The organism is Rhodococcus sp. EPR-147 (assembly GCF_001647185.1).
Classification (GTDB): Bacteria; Actinomycetota; Actinomycetes; order Mycobacteriales; family Mycobacteriaceae; genus Rhodococcoides.
Genome location: NZ_LVCU01000578.1, coordinates 1 through 25,081, shown reverse-complemented (window position 1 = coordinate 25,081; position 25,081 = coordinate 1). Strand labels below are relative to the sequence as shown.

The window sequence follows — 25,081 nt, the reverse complement described above, 5'->3', positions numbered from 1 at the left end:
ACCACCGAGTCGAACTTCCGAGCCAGTTCGACGTGGTCGACATCCTTGCCGACCTCGACACCGAGCTTCATCGTCACCCGTGGATGGACGAAGATCCCACGGAAGTGCTCACTGATGCGTCGGGTACCGAGGTGATCGGGAGCGACGCCGTAGCGGGCGAGACCGCCCGCGGTGGGCAGCCGGTCGTAGAAGGTGACGTTGGTGCCGGGCACGCGCAACAGCGCCTGGGCGGTGTAGCAGGCTGCCGGTCCGGTCCCGACGATGGCGATGTCGATCGGCGGCAGTTCGTTGACCGTCGCCACCGGGAATCGAGGCGCGCCCCACTCCGCCACGGCGGGCTTGTCCTTGTAGTAGTCGGCGTTGATGTCGGCGTAGATCTGCTGGTCCGGTGTCAGACGCGAGACGCGCGTGATCGCGTCCACCGGGCACGCGTCCGCGCAGGCACCGCAGTCGATGCACGAGCGCGGATCGATGTAGAGCAGCTCGGTCTTACCGAAATCCGGCTCGTCGGGCGTCGGATGAATGCAGTTGACCGGGCACACCGACAGGCAGGATGCGTCGTTGCAACAGTTCTGCGTGATCGCGAACGGCATGGTTTATCTGATGTCCTTCACGGCCTCGAAAAGAGTGGTCAGAGCATGTGCAAACGACGGTAGATCATCTCGGCCGGCTTGGTGATCAAACCGCAATCGAGAAGAAATGCCATCAGGTGCTCGCTCGAGGTGCGCATCATCGTGTGGTGATGGGCGTTGTTCTTCGCTTCCTTCACCGCGCGGTCGACGTCGAGGCCAGCTGCTGCGTAGACCTCCTTGTTGACCATGTTGGACACGATCAGGCGGGCGGCGATCGCGACGACGAGCGCGCTGGCCTTGCGGCGAGCCGGGCTCTTACCTGCGATGTCTTCACGCATCTGTGCGCGCGCGAAGGTCATGTGCCGCGACTCTTCCACGACGTGGATCTTGCTGGTGGTGCGCACGAGAGGCAGCACGTTCTCGCCGCGCATCCAGTCGCGCTGCATGACGTCGAGTACCTCTTCGGCGACGAGGATGCCACCGTAGGCGACCTCGGCGGACGCGAGAGCCTTGAAGCCACGGCCGAGTTCGATGCTCGATCGACGCGGCAGGTAGGCCTTGATGCCCATCTTCTGGCAGGCGCGGGCGAACATGATCGAGTGACGGCACTCGTCGGCGCTCTCGGTGAGAGCGAACTGGAAGTCCGAGTTCGACGAGTCCTTGCAGTACTGATCGCGCAGGACCATCTGCTGCAGGATCATCTCGAACCAGATGCCGGTGCTCATGATCGAGCAGACCTCGTGGCGGGTGAGCGTGATGCGCTGCTCTTCGCTCATCTCGTCCCACAGCTTCGTGCCGTAGAGGGTGCTCCACTCCGGGTTGAGTCCGTAGAGGGAGGGATCGAGATCGGCTTCCCAGTCGACCTCCTCGGAGGGGTCGTACGACAGCTGGGCGGCGGAATCGAGCAAACGAGCGGAGACATCCTCGGGCTCGAGAACGTCGTTCCTGGAGAGTGTGCTGGTCATCGCCGTGGTTCCTTCCATCGTCGAAACGCTGTATGTAACTGTTACGGAGATTACCAGGTACTTGGGGACACAGGTAGTCACTCGAGAAGAAATCTCGTCGAATCTTTTTCCGGACCCCTACAGTTCGAGCGAACAGAGAACGGAGATTCATCGGTGATCGCAGCTCTACGGTCCGCCCTCACCCGCACCCCGATGCGCCTCTACGCGGCGGGCATGGTCTCGGCCAACGCCATCGGAGCAGTCATCGTCTTCGTGTTGGCCCGCTTCATCCTGCCGTTGCCGGTCGGCTCGGAGGAGATCCTGTCGGACCGAAATTACGTCGCCTTCTTCGTGTATCTACCGGTCGCGATCGCCATCGGGATCGCGCTCGGCCTCCGCGTTGCGAAGCCCCTCGTGCTGTGGCTGCACACCGGCGGCACGCCCTCGGACGCCACCGCGATCGCCATCGTGCGGCTGCCCCTTCGTCAGCTCGGCGTCCACGTGCTGCTGTGGGCACTCGGCGTCGCGGTGTTCGTCGGGGTCAATGCGTCGGCAGGCGCGGCGCTGTCGATCATCGTCGCGATTGCCGTCAGCTTCGGCGGCCTGGCGACCTGCTCGCTGGGCTATCTGGTTGCCGAGAGAACGCTTCGGCCGATCACCGCAGCGGTGATGGAAGTCAGTGCGGTCACCGATTCCGCCGCACTCGGCGTGAAGCTGCGCGTCGTTCTCATCTGGGTCCTGAGCACGGCCATTCCCATCCTGGGGCTCGGCCTCATCGGACTCGGTAGACTGATCGACACCGTCATCCCACCCGACGTCGACCTGTCCCCCGCGATGGTGTCGCTGTCCGCGATCGCCCTGGTCGTCGGATTCGGCGGCATGTTCCTGGTCGGACGGTCCGTATCGGATCCGCTGCAGCAGGTCAGCACGGCCATGCAACGCGTCGAAGCCGGAGCGACCGACACCCGCGTCGACGTCTACGACGCCTCCGAGATCGGCCGGTTGCAGAACGGGTTCAACAAGATGGTCGTCGGTCTCGACGAGCGCGAACGACTGCGGTCGCTCTTCGGCCGCCACGTGGGCCACGACGTGGCGCAGCGCGCGCTGGCAAGCGCGCCTCGTCTGGGCGGCGAGAACCGAACGGTCGCCGTGCTGTTCATCGACCTCGTCGGTTCGACGGCGATGGCCGAGCGAGAATCCGCGGAAGCGGTGGTCGATGTGCTCAACCGCTTCTTCGCAGTGGTGGTCGAGCACGGCGAACGACACGGCGGCTTCGTCAACAAGTTCGAGGGTGATGCCGCACTGCTGATCTTCGGCGCTCCTCGACCACCCAGATCCCGCGACGGCGGCACTGCGCACCGCACGCACCCTGGCCGTCGCCCTCGCCTCCGACGGCGGCTTCGAGATCGGCATCGGCGTCACGTACGGCCCGGTCATCGCCGGAAACATCGGAGCCGAATCCCGATTCGAATACACCGTCATCGGCGACACCGTCAATCAGGCGGCTCGGCTCACCGATCTCGCGAAGGACGACCCGAACACCGACGTGCTCACGTCGTCGATCGTGCTCGATCACGCCTCCGTCGACGAACGCGCGCAGTGGACGACGGGCGAGGCGGTCACCCTGCGCGGCCGGTCGACACCGACGACTCTGGCCGCGCCCGTCCGGCACCGCTGACGTCCGACCGTTCTGCCGAAAAATTCGAAGGTTTCCCGTTCGGTGCCGATGGGGCATACCCCCCGAACCAACTCACCCATCGCGCATGCGCGAGACATTGACCAGTACAACGTCTCTCGCTCCGAAAGGCATCCATGTCCGCAATTCTGTTCGGCTCGATCAGCACTCTCGTCGACACGTCCGAACTGCAACGTCGCTCGTTCAACGAGGCGTTCGCAGCACACGATCTGAACTGGAACTGGTCTCGCGAGGATTACCGGGCCATGCTCGGATCCAACGGTGGTGCCGACCGAATCAGCGAATACGCGTCCGACACGGGTACCGAGGTGGACGCCGCTGCCGTGCACGCGACGAAGTCCGAGATCTTCCAGCGTCTGATCGGCGAATCCGACGTGAAGACACGACCGGGTGTGGCCGACACGATCGACTCGGCCAAGGCGAACGGCATGAAGGTGGGCTTCGTGACCACGACGTCGCGAGAGAACATCGACGCATTGTTGGCGGCCCTGAGCCCCGAGCTGACAGCCGACTCGTTCGACGTCATCGTCGACGCGTCCTCGGTCGATGCCGGCAAGCCCGACCCCGCGTCGTACGAATTCGCATTGAAGTCGTTGGGCGAGAACGCATCGGACAGCGTCGCCATCGAGGACAATGCCGGCGGTGTCCAGGCGGCGGTTGCCGCGGGCATCACCTGCGTCGCATTCCCCAACGAGAACACTGCAGGCACCGAGTTCGGCTCGGCCACCGACACCGTCGATGCACTTGATCCCGAGAGTGTCCGCGCTCTGATCTCCGCCTGAGCGAAGCCTGCGCAGCGAGCGTTCAGTCAGACCCTTCATCCAATCCTCCAGGAGTAACCAGTGAGCAATCTTCAGGCCCAGGTCGTTGCCGGGGACAGGTCGTTTCGCGTCGAAGGCTACGAACGCATCGAGTACGACCTGATCTACGTCGACGGTGTGTTCGCAATCGAGAACACCGAATTGGCCGATAGTTACCGGCCGTACGGTCGCGCGCTGATGGTCGTCGACGAATCGGTGCACGAGATCTGCGGCGACCGGATCAGCGCGTACTTCGATCACTACGACATCGCCCTGACGGTGGTTCCGGTGCACATCGCCGAGACCGCGAAGTCGCTGGAGACGTTCGAGCGCATCGTGGGCGAGTTCGATGCGTTCGGTCTGGTCCGCACCGAGCCGGTGCTGGTGGTCGGCGGCGGATTGACCACGGACGTAGCGGGTTTCGCGTGCGCCAGCTACCGACGGAACACCCCGTACATTCGCATTCCCACCACACTGATCGGCCTGATCGACGCAAGCGTGTCCATCAAGGTGGCCGTCAACTACGGAAAGCACAAGAACCGCCTCGGTGCGTATCACGCGTCGCAGAAGGTGCTGCTGGACTTCTCGTTCCTCGGCACGTTGCCCGAGGATCAGGTGCGCAACGGCATGGCCGAGCTGATCAAGATCTCCGTCGTCGGCAATCTGGAGATCTTCGAGATGCTCGAACAGTACGGTCCGGAACTGCTGCGAACGCGGTTCGGCCATCTCGACGGAACGGCGGAATTGCGTTCGGTCGCAGACAGACTGACCTACTCGGCGATCGCGACGATGCTCGAACTCGAGGCACCGAATCTGCACGAGATCGATCTCGATCGCGTCATCGCCTTCGGTCACACCTGGAGCCCGACGCTCGAGCTGACCCCGCCTGCCCCGTTCTTCCACGGCCACGCCATCAACATCGACATGGCGCTGTCGACGACCGTCGCCGAACAGCGCGGACACCTGTCGACGGCAGACCGCGATCGAGTGCTCGGTGTCATGTCCAGCATCGGGCTGGCATTGGACAGCCCGTACCTGACCCCCGAGTTGCTCTCGGAGGCAACGGCGTCGATCCGCACGCCTCGCGCCGGCATACTGCGCGCAGCGGTGCCGGACCCGATCGGCACGTGCCGCTTCCTCAACGATCTCGACGCAGCCGAGTTGGCCGATGTGCTGACTCTGCACAAGAAGATCTGCCTCGACTTCCCGCGCGCAGGCGAGGGTCTCGACATGTTCACTGCACCGACGCCGTGACCCAGACCCCGCGACCGGTCACCCCGACCACCATTCTGGCGCGCGAGCTCAGCGAGATAGCCGATCTGCTCGACGCCGGTGCCGGGGCGACCGACGAGCTGATCACCCGTGTTCATCGAGCCCGCGATCTCGCGGCGGGACTCGACCCGTATCTCGACACCTGCACCACCTCCCAATCCGCAGCGCTGGCGACACTGGCATCGCGGACCCGCACCGAGGACTGGAGATCACGTGACGTCGTCTCCGGCTCGGGGCCCCTGGAGATGGAAATGCTCTCCGGCCACGTGGAGGGACGCTTTCTTGCGTTTCTCGTGCACATGACCGGGGCGAAGCGGGTGCTCGAGATCGGTATGTTCACCGGCTACTCGGCACTGGCGATGGCCGAGGCTCTGCCCGCGGGCGGCGAGGTGGTCGCGTGCGAGGTGGATCCGTACGTGGCCGAGTTCGCGCGGTCCTGTTTTGCGGAATCGCCTGCGGGCTCGTCCATCACGGTGGAAGTGGGGCCTGCACTGGACACCCTCCGCCGGTTGGAGGGCACGTTCGATCTGGTCTTCGTCGACGCCGACAAGACCGGATACCGCGCGTACGTGGAGCACCTGCTCGGTAGCGAGCTGCTGGCCGACAACGCCGTGATCGCCGTCGACAACACCCTCCTGCAGGGGCAGCCGTACAGCGAACGCCCCACCGAGAACGGCCGGGCCGTCGCAGAATTCAACGAGTACGTGGCGAACGACCCCCGCGTGGAGCAGGTGCTGGTGCCGTTGCGCGACGGCGTCACCTTGATCCGGCGCACATGATCCGCACTGTCGCAGCACTTGTCGGACTCACTGCCACCCTCCCCGCCGACCTCGTGGCGGCGGGGGTGGCTGCCGTCCGCGGTGGCCGGCCCGCCACGCGCCGAACCGACTCCCCCAAGACGGTCATGATCAGCGGCGGGAAGATGAGCAAGGCCCTGCAGCTCGCGCGGTCCTTCCATCTCGCCGGGCACCGGGTCGTCCTGGTGGAATCGGCCAAGTACCGTTTCACCGGCCATCGGTTCTCACGTGCGGTCGACCGATTTCACTGTGTACCCGACCCGACCGAATCCGGGTACGCCCGAGCACTTCTGGATGTGGTGCTCCGCGAAGGCGTCGACGTCTTCGTCCCCGTCGCGAGTCCGGCTGCGAGCATCCACGATGCCGACGCACGGGCACTGCTCGATTCGCACTGCGAGGTCCTGCACGGCAACGGCGCGACGGTGCGCATGCTCGACGACAAGTCCAGGTTCTCCGAACACGCTGCGGCGCTCGGCTTGCGCGTTCCCGATTGGCGACGCATCACCGACGTCGAGCAGATCGCGCAGTTCGACTTCCCACCGGGCCGTGAGTACATCCTCAAACGCATCTCGTACAACCCGGTCGGCCGCATGGATCTGACGCGATTGACCCGCGACACGCCTGCCGAGAACCTGCGATTCGCACGCAGTCTCGGGATCTCCGAGGACGATCCGTGGATCCTGCAGCAATTCGTCGCCGGGCAGGAGTACTGCACCCACGGCACCGTCCGCGGCGGCCGGTTGCAGGTGTACGGCTGCTGTGAATCATCGGCGTTCCAGGTCAACTACGAGATGGTCGACAAGCCCGACATCCTGCGCTGGGTGGAAACGTTCGTCTCTTCGCTGGACGTCACCGGCCAGCTGTCGTTCGACTTCATCGAGTCCGCCGCCGACGGCCACATCTACGCCATCGAGTGCAACCCCCGCACCCACTCGGCCATCACGATGTTCTACGACCATCCCGACCTGGCTGCCGCGTACCTCGACGACGGCCATCCGGTGATCGTGCCGCGTACGACGGCTCGCCCGACCTACTGGATCTACCACGAGGTGTGGCGTCTGCTCACCGAGGGCAACCGAAAGGCCCGCTTGCGCAGCATCTTCGAGGGAAAGGACGCCATCCTCACCGGCTGGGATCCACTCCCCTATCTGCTGGTACACCACCTCCAGATTCCGTCCCTGCTGGTGCGAAATTTGCTGGCCCGGCGCGGATGGTCACGCATCGACTTCAACATCGGCAAGCTCGTGGAGAACGGAGGCGACTGATGACCCTGTCGGTCCTGGTACTGGTCGGATCGTCGGTGGACGAGTTCCACTGCGATCTGTCTCGGGTGTACGCGGGCGGATTCCTCGACGCACTCGATGGAAATCCCGACTATCGGTTCGAGGTGGCGTTCGTCTCGCCCGGTGGACTCTGGAGCTTCCCCGGTGGCATCGACGCCGCCAGTGTGGCGTCGGCACACCAGATGTCGTTGGCGCAGGCAGTGGACGTCGTCTCGTCGTGGCACTTCGACGTGATGGTTCCACAGATGTTCTGCCTGCCCGGAATGACGACATACCGCAGCCTGTTCGATCTGTTGGGCGTGCCGTACGTGGGCAACGGTCCGGACGTGATGGCGATGACGGCCGACAAGGCTCGCGCCCGAGCCGTGGTCGCGGCGGCCGGGGTCGCCGTCCCGACCGGTGTCGTGGTGCGGTGCGGTGACAACATCGACGTCGAACTGCCGGTGGTCGTCAAGCCCGTCGACTCGGACAATTCGATGGGCGTCACACTGGTTCGCCAATCCGACCGGTTGGCAACCGCTGTGAGCGAGGCTCTGACGTATTCGTCTGCGGCACTGGTGGAGTCGTACATCCCCCTCGGCCGCGAGGTCCGTTGCGGCATCATCGCACGGGGCGACGAGCTGATCTGCCTTCCACTCGAGGAGCATGCCGTCGAGTCGATTCGTACCAGCGCCGACAAGTTGAATCGCACCTCGGACGGGGATCTATACCTGGTCGCGAAGGAGCAGACCAGGGCCTGGATGGTGGACGTCTCCGATCCGATCACCGAGAAGGTCTGGGCGGCAGCACGATCGTGCTATCGATCTCTCGGCTGCCGGCACTACGGTCTGTTCGACTTCCGGATCGACCCCGACGGACAACCGTGGTTCCTCGAAGCCGGTCTGTACTGCTCGTACTCGCCGTCGAGCGTGCTCGCCGTGATGGCCTCGGCGGCAGGTATCGCCGTCGACGAACTGTTCGCACGAACGCTCGACGAACTGTCGGTGAAGGAGTTGTCCTCGTGACGTTGGGAATCGAGATCGACGAGCTGGACCTGAGCTCCACCGAGACCGAAGAACTGCGAACGCTGTTGGCCGAACACGGCGTGCTGATTCTACGCAGACAACCCTTGGACGACGCAGGCTTCCTGGCATTTCTCCGGCGGTTCGGCGAGATGATGTTCACCGAGGGCGAGACGCCAGTGCCGGGCTTTCCCGACCTGAACGTCATCAGCAACGTCGGCCGCACCACACCGCCGAAATCGACATTCCACGTGGACACCACGTATGTACCGAATCCGCCTGCCTACACCGCACTACGTGCGGTCGAGGTACCGGAGTCCGGGGGCAGCACGCTGTTCAGCGACCAGTACGCGGCCTACGACACCTTGCCGGCCGACCGCAAAGCGGACCTCGCCGGAAGAACGGTGACGCACCGAGTGACCGGGGTGGCGTCGGACACCGATTCCTGTGCCGAACATCCTTTGTTCGCAGTGCATCCCGTGACCGGGCGTACCGCACTGGCGTTGTCGGCGCCTGCGCGATGCGTCGCGATCAGCGGAATGTCCACCGAGGAGGCACAGGAGACCGTGCGATACCTGTTCGAGCATTCGACTCGCGAGACCAATGTGATGCGACACGCGTGGGCACCGGAGGACGTCGTCATGTGGGACAACCGATGTGTGATGCACAGAGCCGATCACAGCGGGGTCGTGGGAAACAGGGTCATGCACCGGGGAATGGTTGCCAATGGTGAATCGCCGTCGGTTATGTGACCGACAACTCAAAGATTTGCCGGTTCGCCCGTAGTCCGGACAATCGAGTCATGACTTCCCCATTGACGATCAGCCGCGAAACAGCCGTCGGTGCCGAAGCTCGTCTGTCCTGGATATTGTCGGGACTGGCAGGGATGGTGGGTGCAGTTGCCTTCCTCCATTCCGCCGGCTACTTCGTGACCTTCATGACCGGCAACACCGAGCGAGCAGTCGTCGGACACTTCGGGCATCCCGAGGGCAAGGAGGTCACCCCGGGGGCCTCACCGATCGCGGCACTGGCGCTCATGGGCTCTTTCCTGGCAGGCGTCGTGATCTCGTCGATCTGCCGTCGTCGCTACTGGTCGAATCACCCGCACGGAGCAACGGTGCTCACCACGATCGCACTCGCCGGAGCAGGCGCGATCGACATCGCCATCTCCGGATGGTCGTCGGCCAACGTGAACTTCTACCCGATTCTGTTGGTGGCCTTCGCACTCGGTGCTCTCAACACCGCGTTCACGAAGAAGGAAGAGACCTACATTCCCCTGAGCTACGTCACCGGGACCATGGTCAAACTCGGCCAGGGAATCGAGCGGCACATGTTCGGCGGCGGGACGCGCTACGACTGGCTCTGCTACACAGCCCTACTCGGATCGTTCGCCTTGGGAGGCGCGATCGGAGCCTTCATCGGCGTCGTCATCACCGGCCCGCAGGTACTGCTTCTGACCGCACTGATCAGCTTCGGCGCGACGATCTTCACGTTCACCCACACCGAGCGTCGTTCGCTGCTGGGGTGAGGCCGCCGACCCGGGTCAGTTCTCGACCAGCGGCGAGGCCACCACGATCTTGCGCAACATCTGCTCGATGAAACCCGGGGACAGGCGTGACCCGATCAGCACTTGCCGCTGCACCAGCCCCTCGATCATCACCACGAGGGTCTCGGCGTCGGACGGCGGATCCTCGGAGTCCAACGAGGCGACGATCCACTGGGTGTAGGTGACGAATGCTGCTCGTTGACTGTCGAACAACTCGCGAATTTCGTCGTCGTGCTGCGCCTCGCCGAGCATGATGTGGCGAGCGATGACCCGTTGGACGGCATCCCCGGTCGTCATGGCGTCGATGAAATCGATGATGCGCGACACCACGATATCGGCGGTGAGCGGCTTGACGTCGACGAGACTGCCGAAGGTCGCTCCGGCCACCTCGAAGTCGCGGACGAACAGCTGACCGAGAGCCAGGTGAAGCAGCCGACTCCGGGTGGGCGCGTGGTAGTTCACCGACCCGGGTCCCAGTCCCGCTGCGGCGTCCACCGCCCGGTGCGTCAAGCCGCGAAGACCTCGGGTGGCGAGCACCTCGATCGCGGCCGTGGCGATCTCGTCGCGCCGACGCACTCTCGACTCGTCGTCCCTGGGGTGTGCCGGACTCATACCGCGCAGTGTAGTGCCCGGCTGTTGACATACATCGATTCCACGACCTAGCCTCAACGAATGTTGAGAGGGGTGGTCGCATGACCCGGGGGCCGACACGACGCCAGATCATGATCGGAGCGGCCGCTGCGGCCACCGTCGCCGTCGTCGGCCCGGTAGCCAAGGCGGTGGCGGCCCCGGCAACCGGTTCGGCGGACGAGTGCGGTGAGCGCTACCAGGGCTACCGCGACGCCGATCGAGATCTGCCGTACGCCCGATACATGGCACAGCGAACGACGCCCGCACCGACCGCCGTCGCGGACGCCTGTGCGGGCCCGGCCCTCGCGCCGGATTCGATTCCTGGATTCGATTCCATCACAACCGATCTCGCGCCCACCGGCTACTCCACGATCGAGACCGGATACGGTCGACGCGCCGATGGAGTGACGTTCGTGGCGGTCCGCACGGTGATGCCGCGCGTGACGGCAGCGATGTGGGACTGGTGGTTCGGCTGGCATTCCACCGAGGCCGCACGCTACAAGCTGTGGCATCCCGACGCCCACCTCTACGCAGCCCTCGCCGAGGATCGAACGGCACTCGACATTCCCGACAAGGCCAAGTACGTCGGCAACACGACTTTCGTGGACGAGTACGTCGGGCCGAAGCTGCAACAGCTGGGCATTGCCTTTCGCGATCCGATTGCGCACGGCTTCGACGTTCCCGCGGATCAGACGATCGTCTTCGGCCGAGTGGGCAGCTCCATCGCGCCGGTGGACCTGGGCTGGCTGGCCCACCAGGTGCGTCCCGTCGAGGGCGGTGCCGAGATGCGTAGCCGTTTCTTCCTGAACCTGCGCGGGCTGCACGTACCGGACATCGAGCAGGCCGTGTGCGCCGTCCGCCGCGGGGCGTCGGTCGATCCGACGGACCTCGATCTCGGGGTCGATCTCGCCCGAGATCTGTTGTTGCACTGCGGACAGGAGATGAATCACCTGGCCGGCTTCCTGCCGGAGTTGTACGCCGAGTTCGGGAGCTAGTGCCCCAGAAACACCTTGGCCAAGACGATGAGTGCTGCGACCGCAGCGGTGGCCAGACCACCCAGAATTGCGCGGAAGGTCAACGGGTTGCCGCGAATTCGTTCCGTGACCATCTGAATCGTCGCGATGCGTATCACGATGACTCCGCCGGCCAGCAGTTCCGACCACTGCCCCGGGAGCACCGACAACCAGCCGAGGGCCAGCATCACCGCAGGGACCGTGCCGGAGCTCAGGATCGGCACGGCGTCACGGAATTCCTCGACGGCCTCGAACGTGCGTTGCTCGTCGGTTGCATCGCCGTGCGCTTCGGGAATCTGACTGCTGGCGACGAAATCGGCGAACACATGCGCCAGAAACGTCGTCACCGCCGTGGCCAGAACCAGAACAGCAGCAGTTCCGTTCTCGATCGAGCTCGGCGTCGATGCTGCGACCGCCGCCAGAACCAGGATGTTTCCGTAGACGTAGGCCGACAGTCTCTTGGCCGCCCGCGCGGGCTCGAGCGGGCCGTCCGCGCGGGTGACCAGACGGCGATACAGCCGTGTTCTGCGAATACGGGGCTCGGCGTCGCTCATGCAGGAGATCGTTGCACGGCCGAGACGATCATTCGACGGGAACGCCGAGCCGACCGGCCTGGTAGTCCTCGAACGCCTGCAGCACTTCGGACTTGGTGTTCATGACGAACGGGCCTGCCATCGCGACGGGTTCCCTGATCGGCTTGCCGCCGAGAACGAACACCTCCAGCGACTCCCCCGCCGTAGACGCGGACATCTCGATGGTGTCGCCGCGGCCGAACAGCGCCGTCTGCCCCATCCTGATCGGACGCTTCTCCGCGCCCACGGTGCCCTCGCCCGCGAGAACGTAGATCAGTGCGATGAACTCCCTGTTCCACGGCAGCGTCAGCGCCGCACCCGGTGCGATGGTGCTGTGCGAGAGCGCAATCGGCGTGTACGTCGACCCCGGGCCCTGCATGCCTGCGATCTCGCCGGCAATCACTCGGACCAACGCACCACCGTCGGGACTCGACGCCAGTGCGACTCTGCTGCCGGTGATGTCCTGGTAGCGCGGGTGCGCCATCTTGTTCTCGCGCGGCAGATTGACCCACAGCTGAACACCGTGGAACAGCCCACCCGAGAGCACCAGATGCTCCGGCGGAGCCTCGATGTGCAGGATGCCCCCGCCCGCCGTCATCCACTGGGTGTCGCCACCGCTGATGATTCCGCCGCCGCCGTGAGAGTCCTTGTGCTCCATGATGCCGTCGATCATGTAGGTGACCGTCTCGAACCCGCGATGCGGATGCCACGGCGTCCCCTTCGGCTCGCCGGGCGCGTAGTTGACCTCGCCCATCTGATCCATGTGGATGAACGGGTCTAGTGACGCCATGTCCAGTCCCGCGAATGCGCGACGGACCGGAAAGCCCTCGCCCTCGTACCCCGTCGGTGCCGTCGTGACGGACCGGACCGGCCGGGGGACGGCGGTGGCGTCGGGCATGGGGATTCGGGGCAAGGCGAGGATGTTGTCGACCGTCACTGCAGGCATGGCGTCCCTTTCGGCAATGTAGTTGACTCTGCAACTACTCTGATCGCCTCAACCAGACGACGCCCGACGGTATTCCCGCAGTCAGCCCCGCCGGTCGGCCAGCCATTGCCGGATCTCGTCGGTCGGCTGCTCCACGACGTCGTCGAATTCCGAGTGCTTGCCCACGAAGGCCGCTACCAACTCGCAGATCGGCACGATCCGCTTGGCATCGTTGCGGGTGGCGTCGAGCGCCTGCTGCACGAGAATCGTTGCCAGACCACGCCCGCCGTAGGCTGCGTCGACCTCGGTGTGGAAGAAGATACGTCTGCCGTGTTCGTCGTCGGCGAACTCGGTGAACCCGACCTGCGAGCCGTCGACCGAGACCGTGAAACGATCTGCTTGCTGGGTGATTTCGACCTGCGCACCCGTTTTGTCGACCGTCATGTCGCACTCCTCGTTCCAGGAAGGCGCGCACCGCACCTCGTCGATCGTGAACGCTACCGAACACCTGGATCCGGCGCGTTTCCGATCCACAGTCGCATACAGGGGTGCCCGGTGACCGATACTGCCTCTGTACGGTGGAGCGAAGGACCTCGACCGATGAATCATCTAGGGGAAGGAACTTCATGGCTCAGCCAGACAGGCTGGAGAAAGACCCGAACAAGGGTTTCGTGGCCCTGCTGGGGTGGAGTTTGGCCGCGGTGGAAGCACTGGACAAGTTCGATCGGCGATACGTCGTCGTCGCCCCCGAGTGGGCCGAGGCGTACTGCACCGAGCACGACATTCCGTACCTCCCGTGGAACTTCGAGCGACTCAACGATCGCTCACTGGAAATTGCCGAGACCCTGCAGGACAAGGGTGTCGACGTCGCGATCCCGCTCTACGAGGAGACGGTCGAGTGGGCCGGTGCCATCAACTCGGTGCTGCTGGGCAACCCGCGACTGTTCGGTCAGGCGATGCTGCTGCGCGACAAGTCCTTGATGAAGCGTCGCGCCCAACTCGGTGGAATCCGCGTCGGCATCTTCGAAGAGGCCCACGACCGCGAGGACGTCATCCGATTCCTCAAGCGAGTCAACCAGACCTTGCTCAAGCTCGACGGCGATCCGAACGATCCCATCCATGTCAAGGCATTCGACAAGGCAGGCTGCCTCGGCCACCGTGTCATTCGCACCCCCGACGAGGTCGACTCCATTCCCGACGAGGAATTTCCGGCGCTGATGGAATCGCATCTCGACGGTTGGGAGTTCGCCGTCGAAGCATGGATTCACAACGGCAAGATCAAGTTCCTCAACATCTCCGAATACGTCACGCTCGGCTATTCGGTGTTCGTTCCGGCCACACCGGAACTGGAGAAGTACCGCGAGCAGATCACGGTGCAAATCGAGAAGTTGATCAAGACGTTCGACATCGAGTTCGGCTTCATTCATCCCGAGTACTTCGTCACCAGTGACGGCGAGATGTACTTCGGCGAAGTTGCTTACCGCCCACCGGGTTTCAAGGTGTTCGAGCTGCTCGAGCGGGCCTACGGCTTCAACGCCTACCAGGGCCTGGCGTTGGCGTTCGACCCGAAGACCATCGAGGAGGAGATCGACGCCTTCTTCCCGAAGGAGGTCGTCGACGCCACCGGTGTCGCCGGATGTTTCGGAGTGTACCCGCGACGCCGCGTCGTCAGCCAACTGCAGATTCCCGAGGAGACCAGCGGGCACGACTACTACGAGACCAACGATCTGTCGGCACCGGTGGAGGAAACCGTCACCAAGAGAACGGCATTCGGCACCCACTGGGGCCTGCTGTACTTCTTCGGTGAGGACACCTACGTCATGCGTGACTTGTTGAAGCATCAGGAAGAACTGGACTTCTACGTGTGAAGCAGCAACTCGGAGACGACCGCAACCCATCGTCACAGACCATGGACGAGCCGGCACCGACGAACGCGACCACCACCGTGGACAAAGCATTGGCATCACGGTTGGCGCAACTGGACCATGCCGTGCATGCCTTGGCCGATGCACCCGAGTTCAGCAAGAACACCAAGGTGCGAAGAGTTCTGGATGGTGTGCATCGAGTCCTGTTGCAGCCCGGCGGTTGCGGTGCAATTCGCGAACGCGCCGAGGTGCTCGAGAATGCGGGGCTGTTCGCGGGCACCGACTGGGCGCAGCCGGACATTCTCGTTCCAGGGTTCGTAGGGCCCAGCTTGCGCAGCGGCAACGACGACACCTTCGTACTCGAGGCGACCAGCGAACTGCGGATGGTCGCGATCGTCGCGGGCGAGTACCAGCATGCTGCGGTGACCGCCGAGGATGCCCGCCGGTTCCTCTCTCAGGTTCTCGCGGTGAATCTCGACGTCCTGTTCACACCACCGTCCGAGTCGGAGCGAGTTCGCCTGGGCCGCACCGCGCATCTGATCCGTGATCTGTTCGGGTACGTGGCCGGGCAGATCGGCTACGACAGTGTGCTCGACGAGTTGGTCGAGGAGATCTGGCGGATTCTGCGGCAGCGTCCGATTCAGGTGGACACCATCAAGGACATGGTCACCCGCATCGCGATCTATCGTGACGATCCCACCGTCGATCTCGGCACGTCCGGTCAAGGTCTGGATCGGTTGATCACGGCACTGTTCGGCACAACCGATGCCTGCCGCGAGGATCCGGGCGTCGAGGTGTACCGATCGCGACTCGAGGCGATGGACGTCGAGGCGTTGCAGTTCGAGGCCCGCGGATTCGCGCGAGCCATGCACGACACCGGGCTCGTCTCCCCGTATCACGCGACGCTGACGCAGTATCTCGTCGACCATTACTCGTACGTTCTGCCCGAGGCCCTCGGCCTTTCCGATACCGGCCGGACCTGCCTGACGCGGTATCCGGAACTGGTGCATCGCCTCATCGAGGAGACGGTGTATCCCGAGACCGCGCAGTGCCTCTACGGATTGGCACTGCTTCTCGATCGCGGGATTCTGCATCAGCCGCCGATCGTGCCGTCCCTGTGGCGGCAGATCTCGCTGAAACTTGCTCCCGCGGTGCGGGAACGACTGATCACCACGTTCGGACCCGTCCCCGCGCCGGAGTCACGCTTGCTCGGGGGCCTGCTCTCGATGCTGGGGCAGCCCCTCGGCGTGGGCCAGGGCGACAACCCGACGTGTCAGTCGGCGCGGGCATTGTCGATGTGGGCCTACAACGATCCCGACTACCTGCTGCAGATGGTGGTGTGGGCGGCGCGTGACGAGGAGATCGTCATGCACTTCGAGGGGCAGTCGATCTCGTCGACCGAGAGTGTCAGCGGCGTCGCCACGACCGATCCGGGGGACCTCGATCCCGCGTCGCTGTTGCTGGTTCCACACCTCGATCGCATCTATGCCGAGATGGTCCGGCGTTGCGCCGATCGTCCCGGCGACCCGCACCGCTGGGTCAATCCCGAGTTCCACGGGTGGTGGTCGGCACGCGAATTCCACATCGACGTCGATGTCGCGACCGGCAATCTCGTCGACCTGGACGCCTTTCTGCGGCAGTTCTACGCGGCGTACCACCCGGAGTACAACGGGCACCAACCCTTGATCCATCCGCAGCCGGCAGGTGTGGCCGTAACCGACAGCGCCGCACGGTATGTGGGGTGGCACGCCATCACGATCCTGCGCGTGAACACCGATCCCGACGGCGCCATGCGGGTGTACTTCTTCAACCCGAACAACGACAGCGGTCAGGACTGGGGCGACGGCGTCGTGGTGGGCACGGCGGGCAACGGCGAACGCGCAGGCGAGGGTTCGCTGCCGTTCGACCAGTTCGCCTCACGGCTGTACATCTTCCACACCGATCCCCTCGAGCACGGCGAGCCGGAGAGAATCCCAGCCGAGGACATCGAGCGCATCCGCGGCTACATCGAACGGAGTTGGGGCGCAGAACGATCGGTGCCCGAGGCCTGAGATCCACTTGTGCGCCCCGAGTCGACAACTCGGGGCGCACAAGTGATCTTGTGGCGTCAGTCCTTCTTGTCCAGCGCTTCCGGCTTGTGCACCGCGTCCTTACCGGATTTGTCGCTCTCGACCCGGTACTGCGGCTCGTCTTTCGATGCCTTCACGGTGCGGCCTGCGGCTTCGGTCTCGGAGGTGATCTTCTCCACCACCGTTCCCTCGGTCGTGTTTCCGTGGGTCTGCCATTCGACCTTGTCACCCTTGTGCAGTTCGTCCTTCGACATGTTCGCGTTGTCCTTTCGCCGGTGTGAACCCCGCTTACCCGCCGAAGTCTCGATGCAATCAGCTGGTTCCCAGAGCCGGTGCCAGCGTGGTGAACCAGGCCTCACGCAGCTGATCCTCGAACAGCGGCCAGGTGTGCGCGCCCTCCTCGCGCATGGACACCGTTGCCGGCACGTCGGCTCGGCGCAGGGCGTCGACGAAGATCGATGTGCAGTGGTTGACCATGGCCTCCACCGCCATTCCGCCGAACGGTGGGATCGCGCCCTCGGGAATGCGATCCACCGGCCCTGGTAGTCCGCGGGAGGAGCTGACGTAGACCGCGGTTCCGCGCAGCCGCTCGACGTTCAGTGACGGGTCGTGGTCGCGCCATCCCTGACTTCCCGGCAGCCCCCACATGTTGAAGGGGTTGTTGAGTCCGCCGGCGATCATCGCCGAAATACCGGCAGTGGCAAGCGGGTCGGACGGTGCCGGGCATCCACTGAACGACGCGGCCGCGTCGAACACATCCGGGGCCTGGATCGCGAGATCGAGTGCGGGACCACCACTCATCGACAGCCCTGCCACGCCGCGTCTGCCGGTCGAGCCGTAGGCCGCGTCGACGGCGGCAGGTAATTCGCGGCTCAGGTAGGTCTGCCACTTGTTGCTGCCGAGCACGGGATCGATTGTCTGCCAATCGGTGTAGAAACTGAAGCGACCGCCGATGGGTGCGACGACCGTGACGTTCTTGTCGAGAAAGAACTGCTCGACGCCCGAGTTGTTGAGCCACCCGACTCCGTCCTCGTTGCCGAGTGCGCCGTTGAGCAGCACGAGAGTGGGCGCAGGGCCGCCTTCCGGCGAATGCAACACCTCGTTGGAAATGACCCGATTCATGGACGGGGAGAAGACGTTCAGCACCGCGCGGGTTGCCGACACCTGATGGATGCCGACGGCTTCCGCAGCCGCGTCGGCCGATCCGGAGTTCCCCGGCAACGCCTGCGCCGGTGTTCCGGTCATCAGCATCGACGCCGCTGCCGCGGCCGTCACGACCGCAGCGGATCGCGCTAGTTTCTTTCTCTTGTGTCCCATTGGCAACTTCAGCACCATACGAGGGTCGCACGGATTCCGCTTTCTACCGCTAACGATCGGATTACGAAACCGATCGGTCCGTTCGCTTGCCGCCTGCGGGGCTCAACCGGCTCTGATCCGCGCGGCCTGCAGCGTCAGATGGTGCCGCTCGGGAATCGACGACGCCTTATCCGCCGCCTCCGCGTACAACTCGGCAGCACGCTGCAGATCACCGGCTTTCTCGCACAAGTACGCGGCCGCCGCTGTGTGCCGCGGGACGGCCGGATCGACCTCGCCCAGCGCCTCGAGCCCCGCCGCCGGACCGTCGGCCTCCCCGATCGCCACCGCTCGATTGAGTCGGACCACGGAACTGTCCGTGAGAGCGAGCAACTCGTCGTACCACTCGACGATCTGCGGCCAATCGGTCTCCTCCACACACCGGGCGTCGGCGTGCAAGGCGGCGATGGCCGCCTGCGCCTGGAACTCACCCAACCGATCGCGGGCGAGCGCCGCCTGCAGGATGTGCACTCCCTCCGCGATCAGCGTTGTGTCCCAACGAGATCGATCCTGCTCAGCGAGATCGATGACGTGACCGTCGGGCCCGGTCCTGGCCGAACGCCGGGCGTGGTGCAACAGCATCAGCGCCAACAGTCCGGCCGTTTCCTCGTCCTCGGACAACCCGGCCAACTGCCGGGTCAACCGAATCGCCTCGGCCGCCAGATCGACGTCCCCGGTGTACCCCTCGTTGAAGACGAGATACAGCACTCGCCGCACCGTCCCCACATCACCGGGCGCGTCGAAACGCACGTCGCGCACCGTGCGTTTGGCGCGGCTGATGCGTTGCGCCATGGTCTTCTCCGGCACCAGGTACGCCCGCGCGATCTGCCGCGTCGTCAATCCCCCGACGGCACGCAGTGTCAGTGCCACCGCTGCCGCCGGACCGAGCGAGGGATGCGCGCACAGAAAGAACAACTGCAGCGTGTCGTCGACGCCGCTCACGGTGCCAGGATCCGGTTGTGCCGCGACTCGATCCTCTCGTGCTCGTCGCGCCTTCTCGGATCGTTCTGCGTCGAGAAACTTGCGCCACGCGACGGTCACCAGCCAACCCTTCGGCTCGGCAGGCGCGTCGGCGACCCACGTGGAGGTTGCCTCGAGCATCGCCTCCGCCGCGGCGTCCTCGGCCGACGCGAAGTCGGCTCCGCGGTGGACGAGGACGCCGATCACCGCGGGTATCAGTGCCCGCAGCACCTGGGGGTCCATGGCGGTCGTCAGCCGGCGATGGTGGGGGGAGCCTCCATGAACGGACGCAGTTCGAGCCACTCGTGAATCGGTTCGCCGCCTGCTCCCGGCGCGGCCGACAACTGCCCGGCGAGTTCGAGCGCCCGCTCGTAGGTCTCCACGTCGATGATCATCCAGCCTGCGATGAGATCCTTGGTCTCGGCGAACGGACCGTCGGTGACCGGCGGCTTGCCCTCACCGCCGGAGCTGACCCAGGTCCCCTCGGGAGCCAGAGCCTGGGCGTCGACGAACTCGCCGGTGGCTTCGAGTTCGGCGGCGAAATCCTGCATGAACTGGATGTGCGCGTGCACCTCCGCAGGCGTCCACCGGTCCATCGGGACGCTGTTGATCGGCTCCAGAGCGCCGCGGTAATGCTTGAGCATGAGGTACTTGGCCATGATGTCTCCTGACGTTCGATGCGGCCATTCTTGCCGCATTCGACCCTGGGACGGAACCGGTACGCAGAATTCGACACACTCGACCGAACAGATTCTCAGCGCATCGTGCGCCCTGCCGAGCCGAGCATCTGTGTCGCCTCGACCACTCGAGCCGCCATCGCCGTCTCGGCCGGCTTGCCCCAGGATCGGGGGTCGTAGGCCTTCTTGTTTCCGTACTCGCCGTCGACCTTGAGAACCTGGTCGTACTTGCTCAGCATGTGACCGGCGATGGATCTGGTGAACGCGTACTGGGTGTCGGTGTCGATGTTCATCTTGATCACCCCGCTGGCTACGGCCGAGGCGATGTCCTCTGCGCTGGAACCCGATCCGCCGTGGAACACCAGATCGAAGGGCTTGTCCTTGCCTGTCTCGGCTCCGACGACGGACTGGATCTCGTCGAGGATCTCGGGTCGTAGATGTACCGAGTCGGGGTTGTAGACGCCGTGGACGTTGCCGAAGGTCAGAGCCGTCATGTAGCGACCGCGCTCCCCCGAACCGAGAGCAGCGATCGTGGCGCGCGCATCGTCGACCGTCGAGTACAGCTGTTCGTTGATCTCGTGTGACACCCCGTCCTCTTCGCCGCCGATCACTCCCACTTCGATCTCGAGAATGGTGTTCGCCTCCACCGACAGGTCGAGCAACTCGCGCGCGATCCGCAAATTCTCGTCCAACGGCACGGCCGATCCGTCCCACATGTGCGATTGGTACAGCGGCGGTAGTCCGCGGCCGCGTCGTTCGATCGCGTCGGCCAGCAGGGGGCGGACCCAGTCGTCCAGATTCTCGGCGGGGCAGTGATCGGTGTGCAGCGCCCCCGAGATCGAATAGTGCTGCGCCACTTCGTGTGCGTACTGCGCGAGAGCCTTGGACCCGGCGAAGCGGTTCTGCACGGCGTTGCCGGACAGATAGAGCGCGGTACCGACCGATACCTGAATGATGCCGTCACTCTCGGCTTCGGCGAATCCCTGCAATGCTGCGTTGAGAGTCTGCGAGCCGGTGACATTGATCGACGGGTAGGCGAACCCACCCTCCTTGGCGCGATCCAGCATGGCGGCATACTGGTCCGGACTGGCAATCGGCATGGTGGGTCCTATCTTTCGGGTGTGGCTGCGGTCTACGTGCAGCCGCAGGAATTGCGATGGGTGAAGGTGGTGGGCACTCGAATGGACCGAGGTGTCTCTTCGCTGCCCTCGATTCGATTCAGCAACAGGTCGGCTGCGGTTCGGCCGATCGTCTGCACGTCCTGAGCCGCCGCGGTGAGCCTGGGCTCGAACAGATCCGACCACTCGAAGTCGTCGTAGCACACGAAGGCGAGGTCGGCGGGGATCGACAAGCCCAGGCCGCGAACCGCTTTCAGCGATCCGATGGTCATCGAGTTGTTCATCGACACCAGAGCAGACGGCCGATCCGGACCCGACATCAACTCACGCACCTGGGACTCGGCCACCTCCACACTGGATCGGCCGTCGAGAACGAGTCGAGGATCGAGTTCGATTCCGCGATCCGCCAGTGCGCGGGAGTAGCCGTCGAATCGCTCTGTCGTGGAGGAGATTCCTTCAATGCCGCGGACGATCGCGATGCGTCGATGTCCGGCGTCGAGGAGGTGGGTCGTCAGCTCGTACGCCGACGCGTCGTTCTCCGGGCCCACCTGGTCACAGGAGACATCGAGCATCCGGTCGATCAGCACCAGAGGTGTTCCGCTACGGACGATCTCGGGAATAGTGGAGAATTCCGAGCCGGCTGCGGGCGCGAGAATCATGCCGTCGACCTGACGGTCGAGCAACGAGTCCGTCACCCTGCGCTCGGAGCGAGGCTCGTCGTGCGAGTCACCGAGGATCAACACGTAACCGGCCTCGGACAACCGTTCCTCGACGGCATGGACCAGGCTGCCGAAGTACGGGTTGGTCAATGCGGCGATGGACAGTCCCACGGTGTGCGTCCGACCCGCCGCGAGCGATCGAGCGACGACGTTGCGCCGATAGCCGATCTCGACGATCGCTGCATCGACGCGCTCCCGAGTAGCGGGATTGACGTTGCGGGTTCCGTTGAGCACGTGGGAGACAGTCGATACCGATACCCCGGCCAGGCGAGCAACGTCGTCCATCGTGGGCATGTCAGTAGGCCCGACGCTGTCGGGCCTCGCGGCTCGGCGGAACTGTCATGTCAGCCGCAGGATTCGATCGGCGCGGCATGCGGTCGACCCGATCAGTTCCGCGTTGCGCTCGTCCGAGCCCAGTGCCCAGAACTTCGCGTCCTCGTGCGACTTTCCGTAGGCCTCGTGCCTGGCCACCAGCCGCTCGTGCCGAACCGTCGTGTGCGGGGCCAGAAACCAAACTTCGTCGATCATTGCGCGCGCCGCAGGCCACGCGTCGGACTCCATCAGCAGGTAATTCCCCTCGGTGACGACGAGCGGGACAGTCGACGGGACCGGAATCGAGGACCCGATCGACTCCTCGATCTCGCGCCGAAATCTCGGCGCGTACACGGTGGGGTCGCCGGGCTGCTGGTCGTGAATCGCCGCGATCAGCCGCGCATAGCCGCCGTCGTCGAACGTGTCGTGGGCACCCTTGCGATCGAGCCGGCCCAGCTCGATCAACACCTCGTTGGCGAGGTGGAATCCGTCCATCGGAACCAGTACCGCAAGTTCCGGCCCGAGCGCATCGACGAGTTGCTGAGCCACAGTGGACTTTCCGGCACCCGGCGCACCGGTCAGGCCGAGTATGCGTCGCTGACCGGATACAGCCGACTTTCGCGCCAGCTCCACGAGTTGTTCGAGGGTGGCTTCCTGTACGTCCTGGTCAGTGCTCACCGTTGTCGCTTTCGAGTCCGTGGGTAGTGAAGTGTGTCGGCGGATAGTTCGTGTAACCACGCTCTGGGGCCGATCACCGAGCAGCGCAATGCGGCAACGTGAGCCGACCTGTCGATGCGCTCGGAAAGGGAGCCTGGCTGCGTGGAGTAGTAGGCATACGCGCCGTGGAACGCATCCCCGGCACCCAGAGTATCGACCACTGCGACCGGCTCCACATCGACCGATCCCGATGATCCCTCGGACCACCATTCGACGGGATCGCCGCCGTGGGTCGTGACGACGGTGTGCACGCCGGATCCGACGAGCGCCGCGGCGGTGGAAGCGGTGTCCGACGTGCCGGGGGCGCGAAAGTCCGCCGAGCACACCATGTCCGTGGCGTGCGGAATCAGCTCGCTCATCACCGGTTTCCAGCGACCGGCGTCCACGACCAACGTGGTAACCCGCGCCGCCGCATGTTCCGCGGCGGCGCAGGCGATCAGGGGGTGGTGCCCGTCGACGAGTACGACGTCGGCACCGGCCACGACGGCCTCGAGATCCTCCGGCGGCGAGGCGTCGGAGTTCACGGCGTCGGCCGAGACGACCGACCGATCACCGGTCGATTCGATCACCGTCACCGCAGAGACGGGCACAGCCCTGGTGGAGCCCTCGGCGGCGTCGAGCACCCGCACACCGAAAGCGGCCAGGTCGGCCTTGATCAGCGCTGCCACCGGATCGTCTCCGAGCGCGGTGACGAGCAGAGCCGTCCCGCCGAGCGCGGCGAAGGTCACCGCCGCGTTGGCAGCAGGTCCTCCGGCCGCGACGAACTGTGCGCTCGAGGTGATCTTCTGGTTGGGTGCCGGCGCTGCCGACACTCGATGAACGACGTCGAGTGTCGCCAGCCCGACGAAAACACCGACCGGACCGGTCGATTCAGAGGCCTGCGCGTTCATCGTCGGTCGGCTCCTCCGCGCCGGTCATGAGCGCGACGACCTCGGACATGGTGCGGTTCTTCGGATTCACGACGCCTGCACGCTTACCGAGGCGGTGGATGTGAATGCGATCGGCGACCTCGAACACGTGCGGCATGTCGTGGCTGATGAGCACCACCGGTATGCCTCGGTCGCGGATCGTGCGAATCAGGTCGATCACCATGCCCGACTCCCGCACGCCGAGTGCGGCCGTCGGCTCGTCCATGATGATCACTCCGCGTCCGAACGCTGCCGCCCGGGCAACTGCCACGCCCTGACGCTGACCGCCGGAGAGCGTCTCGACCGCCTGATTGACCGACTTGATGCCGATCTTCAGGTCCTGCAGGTGCTTCGACGATTCCTCGCGCATCCGTGGCATATCGAGGCGACGAAACAGACTGCCGCTGATGCCTTTCCGCTTGATCTCGCGTCCCAGATAGACGTTCGACGCGATGTCGAGCGCGGGAATGACAGCCAGGTCCTGATAGACCGTCTCGATGCCCGCTGCTCGTGCGTCGCGCGTGTTCTTGAACGACACCGGCGAGCCGTTCATCAGGATCTCGCCCGAGTCGGGAATGACAGCGCCCGCCAAAGCTTTGATGAGACTGGACTTTCCGGCACCGTTGTCGCCGATCACCGCCAGCACCTCACCGGGCCGCAACTCGAAATCGGCACCGTTGATGGCCGTCACACTGCCGTAGGTCTTGACCAGGCCGCGCGCTTCCAGAGCGAGGGGGGCATTCACTGTGACCTCCTACGTGCGAATTGATCGACGGCCACCGCGACGATGACGAGAATGCCGGTCGCGACGTTCTGGTACAGGCTGTCGACGCCCGCCTGGGTGAGACCGTTGCGCAGCACACCGACGATCAGGGTTCCGATGAGAGTCCCGATGACGGTGCCGCGGCCACCGAAGAGGCTGGTTCCACCGATGACGACCGCGGTGATCGTTTCCAGGTTGGCGTTCTGATAGGCGTTCGGGTCGGCGTTGGGGATTCGTCCGAGCGCTGCCCACGCCGCGATCGCCGCGATGACTCCCGTGACGATGTACACCGAGAACAGCACGCGACCGGACTTGATGCCCGAGCGATCCGAGGCCTGCGGGCTGCCACCGACCGCGTAAATGTGCCTGCCCCAGGATGTTTGGGACAACGCGTACCACATCACGGCGTAGACAAGCAGCATCACCACCACGCCGTACGTCGTGGAGAAACTGCCGATCTTGAACGAGGTACCGAGCAGCGTCAGCGGTCCGCTCGGTACCTGGTAGGTCTCGGAGCCGGCCAGCAACCTGGTGGCTGCCTGAATCGCAGTGAACGTGCCGAGCGTGAC

The 25,081-nt window shown here is 64.7% G+C and carries 27 protein-coding genes; 11 read left to right on the top strand and 16 right to left on the bottom strand.

Annotated features, from left to right (window positions below):
- Positions 1 to 593, bottom strand: a 593-nt coding sequence (locus tag A2J02_RS26170) for a 4Fe-4S dicluster domain-containing protein (protein WP_156516399.1), incomplete at its 3' end; no start/stop codon positions are given.
- A gap of 38 nt (positions 594 to 631) precedes the next feature.
- Positions 632 to 1,537, bottom strand: coding sequence for an AurF N-oxygenase family protein (locus A2J02_RS26165; protein WP_082899558.1), 906 nt, complete (start codon positions 1,535 to 1,537; stop codon positions 632 to 634).
- A gap of 153 nt (positions 1,538 to 1,690) precedes the next feature.
- Here A2J02_RS26165 and A2J02_RS26160 point away from each other — a divergent pair, with 153 nt between their 5' ends.
- The 8 genes from A2J02_RS26160 to A2J02_RS26125 are packed head-to-tail and all read left to right on the top strand — an operon-like array spanning position 1,691 to position 9,893.
- Positions 1,691 to 3,295, top strand: a complete 1,605-nt coding sequence (locus tag A2J02_RS26160) for an adenylate/guanylate cyclase domain-containing protein (protein WP_082898811.1) — start codon at positions 1,691 to 1,693, stop codon at positions 3,293 to 3,295.
- Positions 3,296 to 3,328: 33 nt separating this feature from the next.
- Complete coding sequence (locus tag A2J02_RS26155; protein WP_068055713.1) at positions 3,329 to 3,994, top strand: HAD-IA family hydrolase; 666 nt, start codon at positions 3,329 to 3,331, stop codon at positions 3,992 to 3,994.
- Positions 3,995 to 4,054: 60 nt separating this feature from the next.
- Positions 4,055 to 5,266 (top strand): sedoheptulose 7-phosphate cyclase, encoded by a 1,212-nt coding sequence (locus A2J02_RS26150; RefSeq protein WP_068055711.1) that lies wholly within the window; start codon positions 4,055 to 4,057, stop codon positions 5,264 to 5,266.
- Entirely contained in the window at positions 5,263 to 6,063 is an 801-nt protein-coding gene (locus tag A2J02_RS26145) for an O-methyltransferase (RefSeq protein ID WP_068055709.1), read from the top strand. Before A2J02_RS26150 ends, A2J02_RS26145 begins: the two co-directional genes overlap by 4 nt.
- Positions 6,060 to 7,346 carry an ATP-grasp enzyme gene (locus A2J02_RS26140; RefSeq protein WP_068055706.1) on the top strand — a complete coding sequence of 429 codons (1,287 nt, stop codon included), beginning with the start codon at positions 6,060 to 6,062 and terminating at the stop codon, positions 7,344 to 7,346. The genes A2J02_RS26145 and A2J02_RS26140 overlap by 4 nt, the downstream gene beginning before the upstream one ends.
- A complete protein-coding gene (locus A2J02_RS26135; RefSeq protein ID WP_068055703.1) occupies positions 7,346 to 8,368 on the top strand; it encodes a D-alanine--D-alanine ligase family protein in 1,023 nt (340 codons plus the stop codon). Before A2J02_RS26140 ends, A2J02_RS26135 begins: the two co-directional genes overlap by 1 nt.
- A complete protein-coding gene (locus tag A2J02_RS26130) occupies positions 8,365 to 9,117 on the top strand; it encodes a TauD/TfdA dioxygenase family protein (protein ID WP_068055701.1) in 753 nt (250 codons plus the stop codon). Before A2J02_RS26135 ends, A2J02_RS26130 begins: the two co-directional genes overlap by 4 nt.
- A 50-nt stretch (positions 9,118 to 9,167) precedes the next feature.
- Positions 9,168 to 9,893, top strand: a complete 726-nt coding sequence (locus A2J02_RS26125) for a YoaK family protein (protein WP_068055698.1) — start codon at positions 9,168 to 9,170, stop codon at positions 9,891 to 9,893.
- 15 nt (positions 9,894 to 9,908) lie between these two features.
- On the opposite strand, the gene A2J02_RS28505 is transcribed toward A2J02_RS26125, so the two are convergent.
- A complete protein-coding gene (locus A2J02_RS28505) occupies positions 9,909 to 10,523 on the bottom strand; it encodes a TetR/AcrR family transcriptional regulator (RefSeq protein ID WP_068055695.1) in 615 nt (204 codons plus the stop codon).
- Positions 10,524 to 10,603: 80 nt separating this feature from the next.
- On the opposite strand from A2J02_RS28505, the gene A2J02_RS26115 reads away from it, so the two are divergent.
- On the top strand, positions 10,604 to 11,536 hold the full coding sequence (locus tag A2J02_RS26115; protein WP_231893844.1) for a DAPG hydrolase family protein: 933 nt from the start codon (positions 10,604 to 10,606) through the stop codon (positions 11,534 to 11,536).
- Here the strand turns inward: A2J02_RS26115 and A2J02_RS26110 are convergent.
- The 3 genes from A2J02_RS26110 to A2J02_RS26100 all read right to left on the bottom strand — a co-directional run bounded on the left by A2J02_RS26110 (position 11,533) and on the right by A2J02_RS26100 (position 13,495).
- Complete coding sequence (locus tag A2J02_RS26110) at positions 11,533 to 12,108, bottom strand: hypothetical protein (protein WP_068055691.1); 576 nt, start codon at positions 12,106 to 12,108, stop codon at positions 11,533 to 11,535. The two genes, A2J02_RS26115 and A2J02_RS26110, sit on opposite strands and share 4 nt — an antisense overlap.
- A 28-nt stretch (positions 12,109 to 12,136) precedes the next feature.
- Positions 12,137 to 13,072, bottom strand: coding sequence for a pirin family protein (locus tag A2J02_RS26105; protein ID WP_068055688.1), 936 nt, complete (start codon positions 13,070 to 13,072; stop codon positions 12,137 to 12,139).
- 81 nt (positions 13,073 to 13,153) lie between these two features.
- On the bottom strand, positions 13,154 to 13,495 hold the full coding sequence (locus tag A2J02_RS26100) for a GNAT family N-acetyltransferase (RefSeq protein ID WP_068055684.1): 342 nt from the start codon (positions 13,493 to 13,495) through the stop codon (positions 13,154 to 13,156).
- 182 nt (positions 13,496 to 13,677) lie between these two features.
- On the opposite strand from A2J02_RS26100, the gene A2J02_RS26095 reads away from it, so the two are divergent.
- Positions 13,678 to 14,919, top strand: coding sequence for an ATP-grasp domain-containing protein (locus A2J02_RS26095; RefSeq protein WP_068055682.1), 1,242 nt, complete (start codon positions 13,678 to 13,680; stop codon positions 14,917 to 14,919).
- A 41-nt stretch (positions 14,920 to 14,960) separates the two neighbouring features.
- Positions 14,961 to 16,967, top strand: coding sequence for a hypothetical protein (locus A2J02_RS26090; protein ID WP_068055722.1), 2,007 nt, complete (start codon positions 14,961 to 14,963; stop codon positions 16,965 to 16,967).
- A 56-nt stretch (positions 16,968 to 17,023) separates the two neighbouring features.
- Here A2J02_RS26090 and A2J02_RS26085 read toward each other — a convergent pair whose 3' ends face one another.
- The 10 genes from A2J02_RS26085 to A2J02_RS26040 all read right to left on the bottom strand — a co-directional run.
- Positions 17,024 to 17,239: a DUF2945 domain-containing protein gene (locus tag A2J02_RS26085; protein WP_068055681.1), complete on the bottom strand. Its 216-nt coding sequence runs from the start codon at positions 17,237 to 17,239 to the stop codon at positions 17,024 to 17,026.
- A gap of 58 nt (positions 17,240 to 17,297) precedes the next feature.
- A complete protein-coding gene (locus A2J02_RS26080; protein WP_231893843.1) occupies positions 17,298 to 18,260 on the bottom strand; it encodes an alpha/beta hydrolase in 963 nt (320 codons plus the stop codon).
- Positions 18,261 to 18,404: 144 nt separating this feature from the next.
- Positions 18,405 to 19,541, bottom strand: coding sequence for an RNA polymerase sigma factor (locus A2J02_RS26075; protein ID WP_068055679.1), 1,137 nt, complete (start codon positions 19,539 to 19,541; stop codon positions 18,405 to 18,407).
- 8 nt (positions 19,542 to 19,549) lie between these two features.
- A complete protein-coding gene (locus A2J02_RS26070) occupies positions 19,550 to 19,957 on the bottom strand; it encodes a YciI family protein (RefSeq protein WP_068055677.1) in 408 nt (135 codons plus the stop codon).
- Positions 19,958 to 20,052: 95 nt separating this feature from the next.
- Positions 20,053 to 21,075 carry a class II fructose-bisphosphate aldolase gene (gene fbaA / locus A2J02_RS26065; RefSeq protein ID WP_068055674.1) on the bottom strand — a complete coding sequence of 341 codons (1,023 nt, stop codon included), beginning with the start codon at positions 21,073 to 21,075 and terminating at the stop codon, positions 20,053 to 20,055.
- A 32-nt stretch (positions 21,076 to 21,107) separates the two neighbouring features.
- Positions 21,108 to 22,097 carry a LacI family DNA-binding transcriptional regulator gene (locus A2J02_RS26060; protein ID WP_231893842.1) on the bottom strand — a complete coding sequence of 330 codons (990 nt, stop codon included), beginning with the start codon at positions 22,095 to 22,097 and terminating at the stop codon, positions 21,108 to 21,110.
- Between the two features lie 54 nt (positions 22,098 to 22,151).
- Complete coding sequence (locus A2J02_RS26055; RefSeq protein WP_068055671.1) at positions 22,152 to 22,802, bottom strand: nucleoside/nucleotide kinase family protein; 651 nt, start codon at positions 22,800 to 22,802, stop codon at positions 22,152 to 22,154.
- Positions 22,799 to 23,731: a PfkB family carbohydrate kinase gene (locus tag A2J02_RS26050; protein WP_068055670.1), complete on the bottom strand. Its 933-nt coding sequence runs from the start codon at positions 23,729 to 23,731 to the stop codon at positions 22,799 to 22,801. Before A2J02_RS26050 ends, A2J02_RS26055 begins: the two co-directional genes overlap by 4 nt.
- Complete coding sequence (locus tag A2J02_RS26045; protein ID WP_068055667.1) at positions 23,712 to 24,494, bottom strand: ATP-binding cassette domain-containing protein; 783 nt, start codon at positions 24,492 to 24,494, stop codon at positions 23,712 to 23,714. Before A2J02_RS26045 ends, A2J02_RS26050 begins: the two co-directional genes overlap by 20 nt.
- Positions 24,491 to 25,081, bottom strand: a 591-nt coding sequence (locus tag A2J02_RS26040) for an ABC transporter permease (RefSeq protein WP_197478147.1), incomplete at its 5' end; no start/stop codon positions are given. The genes A2J02_RS26040 and A2J02_RS26045, both read right to left, overlap by 4 nt.

Excerpts from the sequence above, each read along its gene's own strand:
- A2J02_RS26165 (WP_082899558.1), bottom strand. The coding sequence starts at position 1,537 with ATGACCAGCACACTCTCCAGGAACGACGTTCTCGAGCCCGAGGATGTC.
- A2J02_RS26155 (WP_068055713.1), top strand. The coding sequence starts at position 3,329 with ATGTCCGCAATTCTGTTCGGCTCGATCAGCACTCTCGTCGACACGTCC.
- A2J02_RS26140 (WP_068055706.1), top strand. The coding sequence starts at position 6,060 with ATGATCCGCACTGTCGCAGCACTTGTCGGACTCACTGCCACCCTCCCC.
- A2J02_RS26135 (WP_068055703.1), top strand. The coding sequence starts at position 7,346 with ATGACCCTGTCGGTCCTGGTACTGGTCGGATCGTCGGTGGACGAGTTC.
- A2J02_RS26125 (WP_068055698.1), top strand. The coding sequence starts at position 9,168 with ATGACTTCCCCATTGACGATCAGCCGCGAAACAGCCGTCGGTGCCGAA.
- A2J02_RS28505 (WP_068055695.1), bottom strand. The coding sequence starts at position 10,523 with ATGAGTCCGGCACACCCCAGGGACGACGAGTCGAGAGTGCGTCGGCGC.
- A2J02_RS26115 (WP_231893844.1), top strand. The coding sequence starts at position 10,604 with ATGACCCGGGGGCCGACACGACGCCAGATCATGATCGGAGCGGCCGCT.
- A2J02_RS26110 (WP_068055691.1), bottom strand. The coding sequence starts at position 12,108 with ATGAGCGACGCCGAGCCCCGTATTCGCAGAACACGGCTGTATCGCCGT.
- A2J02_RS26105 (WP_068055688.1), bottom strand. The coding sequence starts at position 13,072 with ATGCCTGCAGTGACGGTCGACAACATCCTCGCCTTGCCCCGAATCCCC.
- A2J02_RS26100 (WP_068055684.1), bottom strand. The coding sequence starts at position 13,495 with ATGACGGTCGACAAAACGGGTGCGCAGGTCGAAATCACCCAGCAAGCA.
- A2J02_RS26095 (WP_068055682.1), top strand. The coding sequence starts at position 13,678 with ATGGCTCAGCCAGACAGGCTGGAGAAAGACCCGAACAAGGGTTTCGTG.
- A2J02_RS26090 (WP_068055722.1), top strand. The coding sequence starts at position 14,961 with ATGGACGAGCCGGCACCGACGAACGCGACCACCACCGTGGACAAAGCA.
- A2J02_RS26085 (WP_068055681.1), bottom strand. The coding sequence starts at position 17,239 with ATGTCGAAGGACGAACTGCACAAGGGTGACAAGGTCGAATGGCAGACC.
- A2J02_RS26075 (WP_068055679.1), bottom strand. The coding sequence starts at position 19,541 with ATGGACCCCCAGGTGCTGCGGGCACTGATACCCGCGGTGATCGGCGTC.
- A2J02_RS26070 (WP_068055677.1), bottom strand. The coding sequence starts at position 19,957 with ATGGCCAAGTACCTCATGCTCAAGCATTACCGCGGCGCTCTGGAGCCG.
- fbaA (WP_068055674.1), bottom strand. The coding sequence starts at position 21,075 with ATGCCGATTGCCAGTCCGGACCAGTATGCCGCCATGCTGGATCGCGCC.
- A2J02_RS26060 (WP_231893842.1), bottom strand. The coding sequence starts at position 22,097 with ATGGACGACGTTGCTCGCCTGGCCGGGGTATCGGTATCGACTGTCTCC.
- A2J02_RS26050 (WP_068055670.1), bottom strand. The coding sequence starts at position 23,731 with ATGAACGCGCAGGCCTCTGAATCGACCGGTCCGGTCGGTGTTTTCGTC.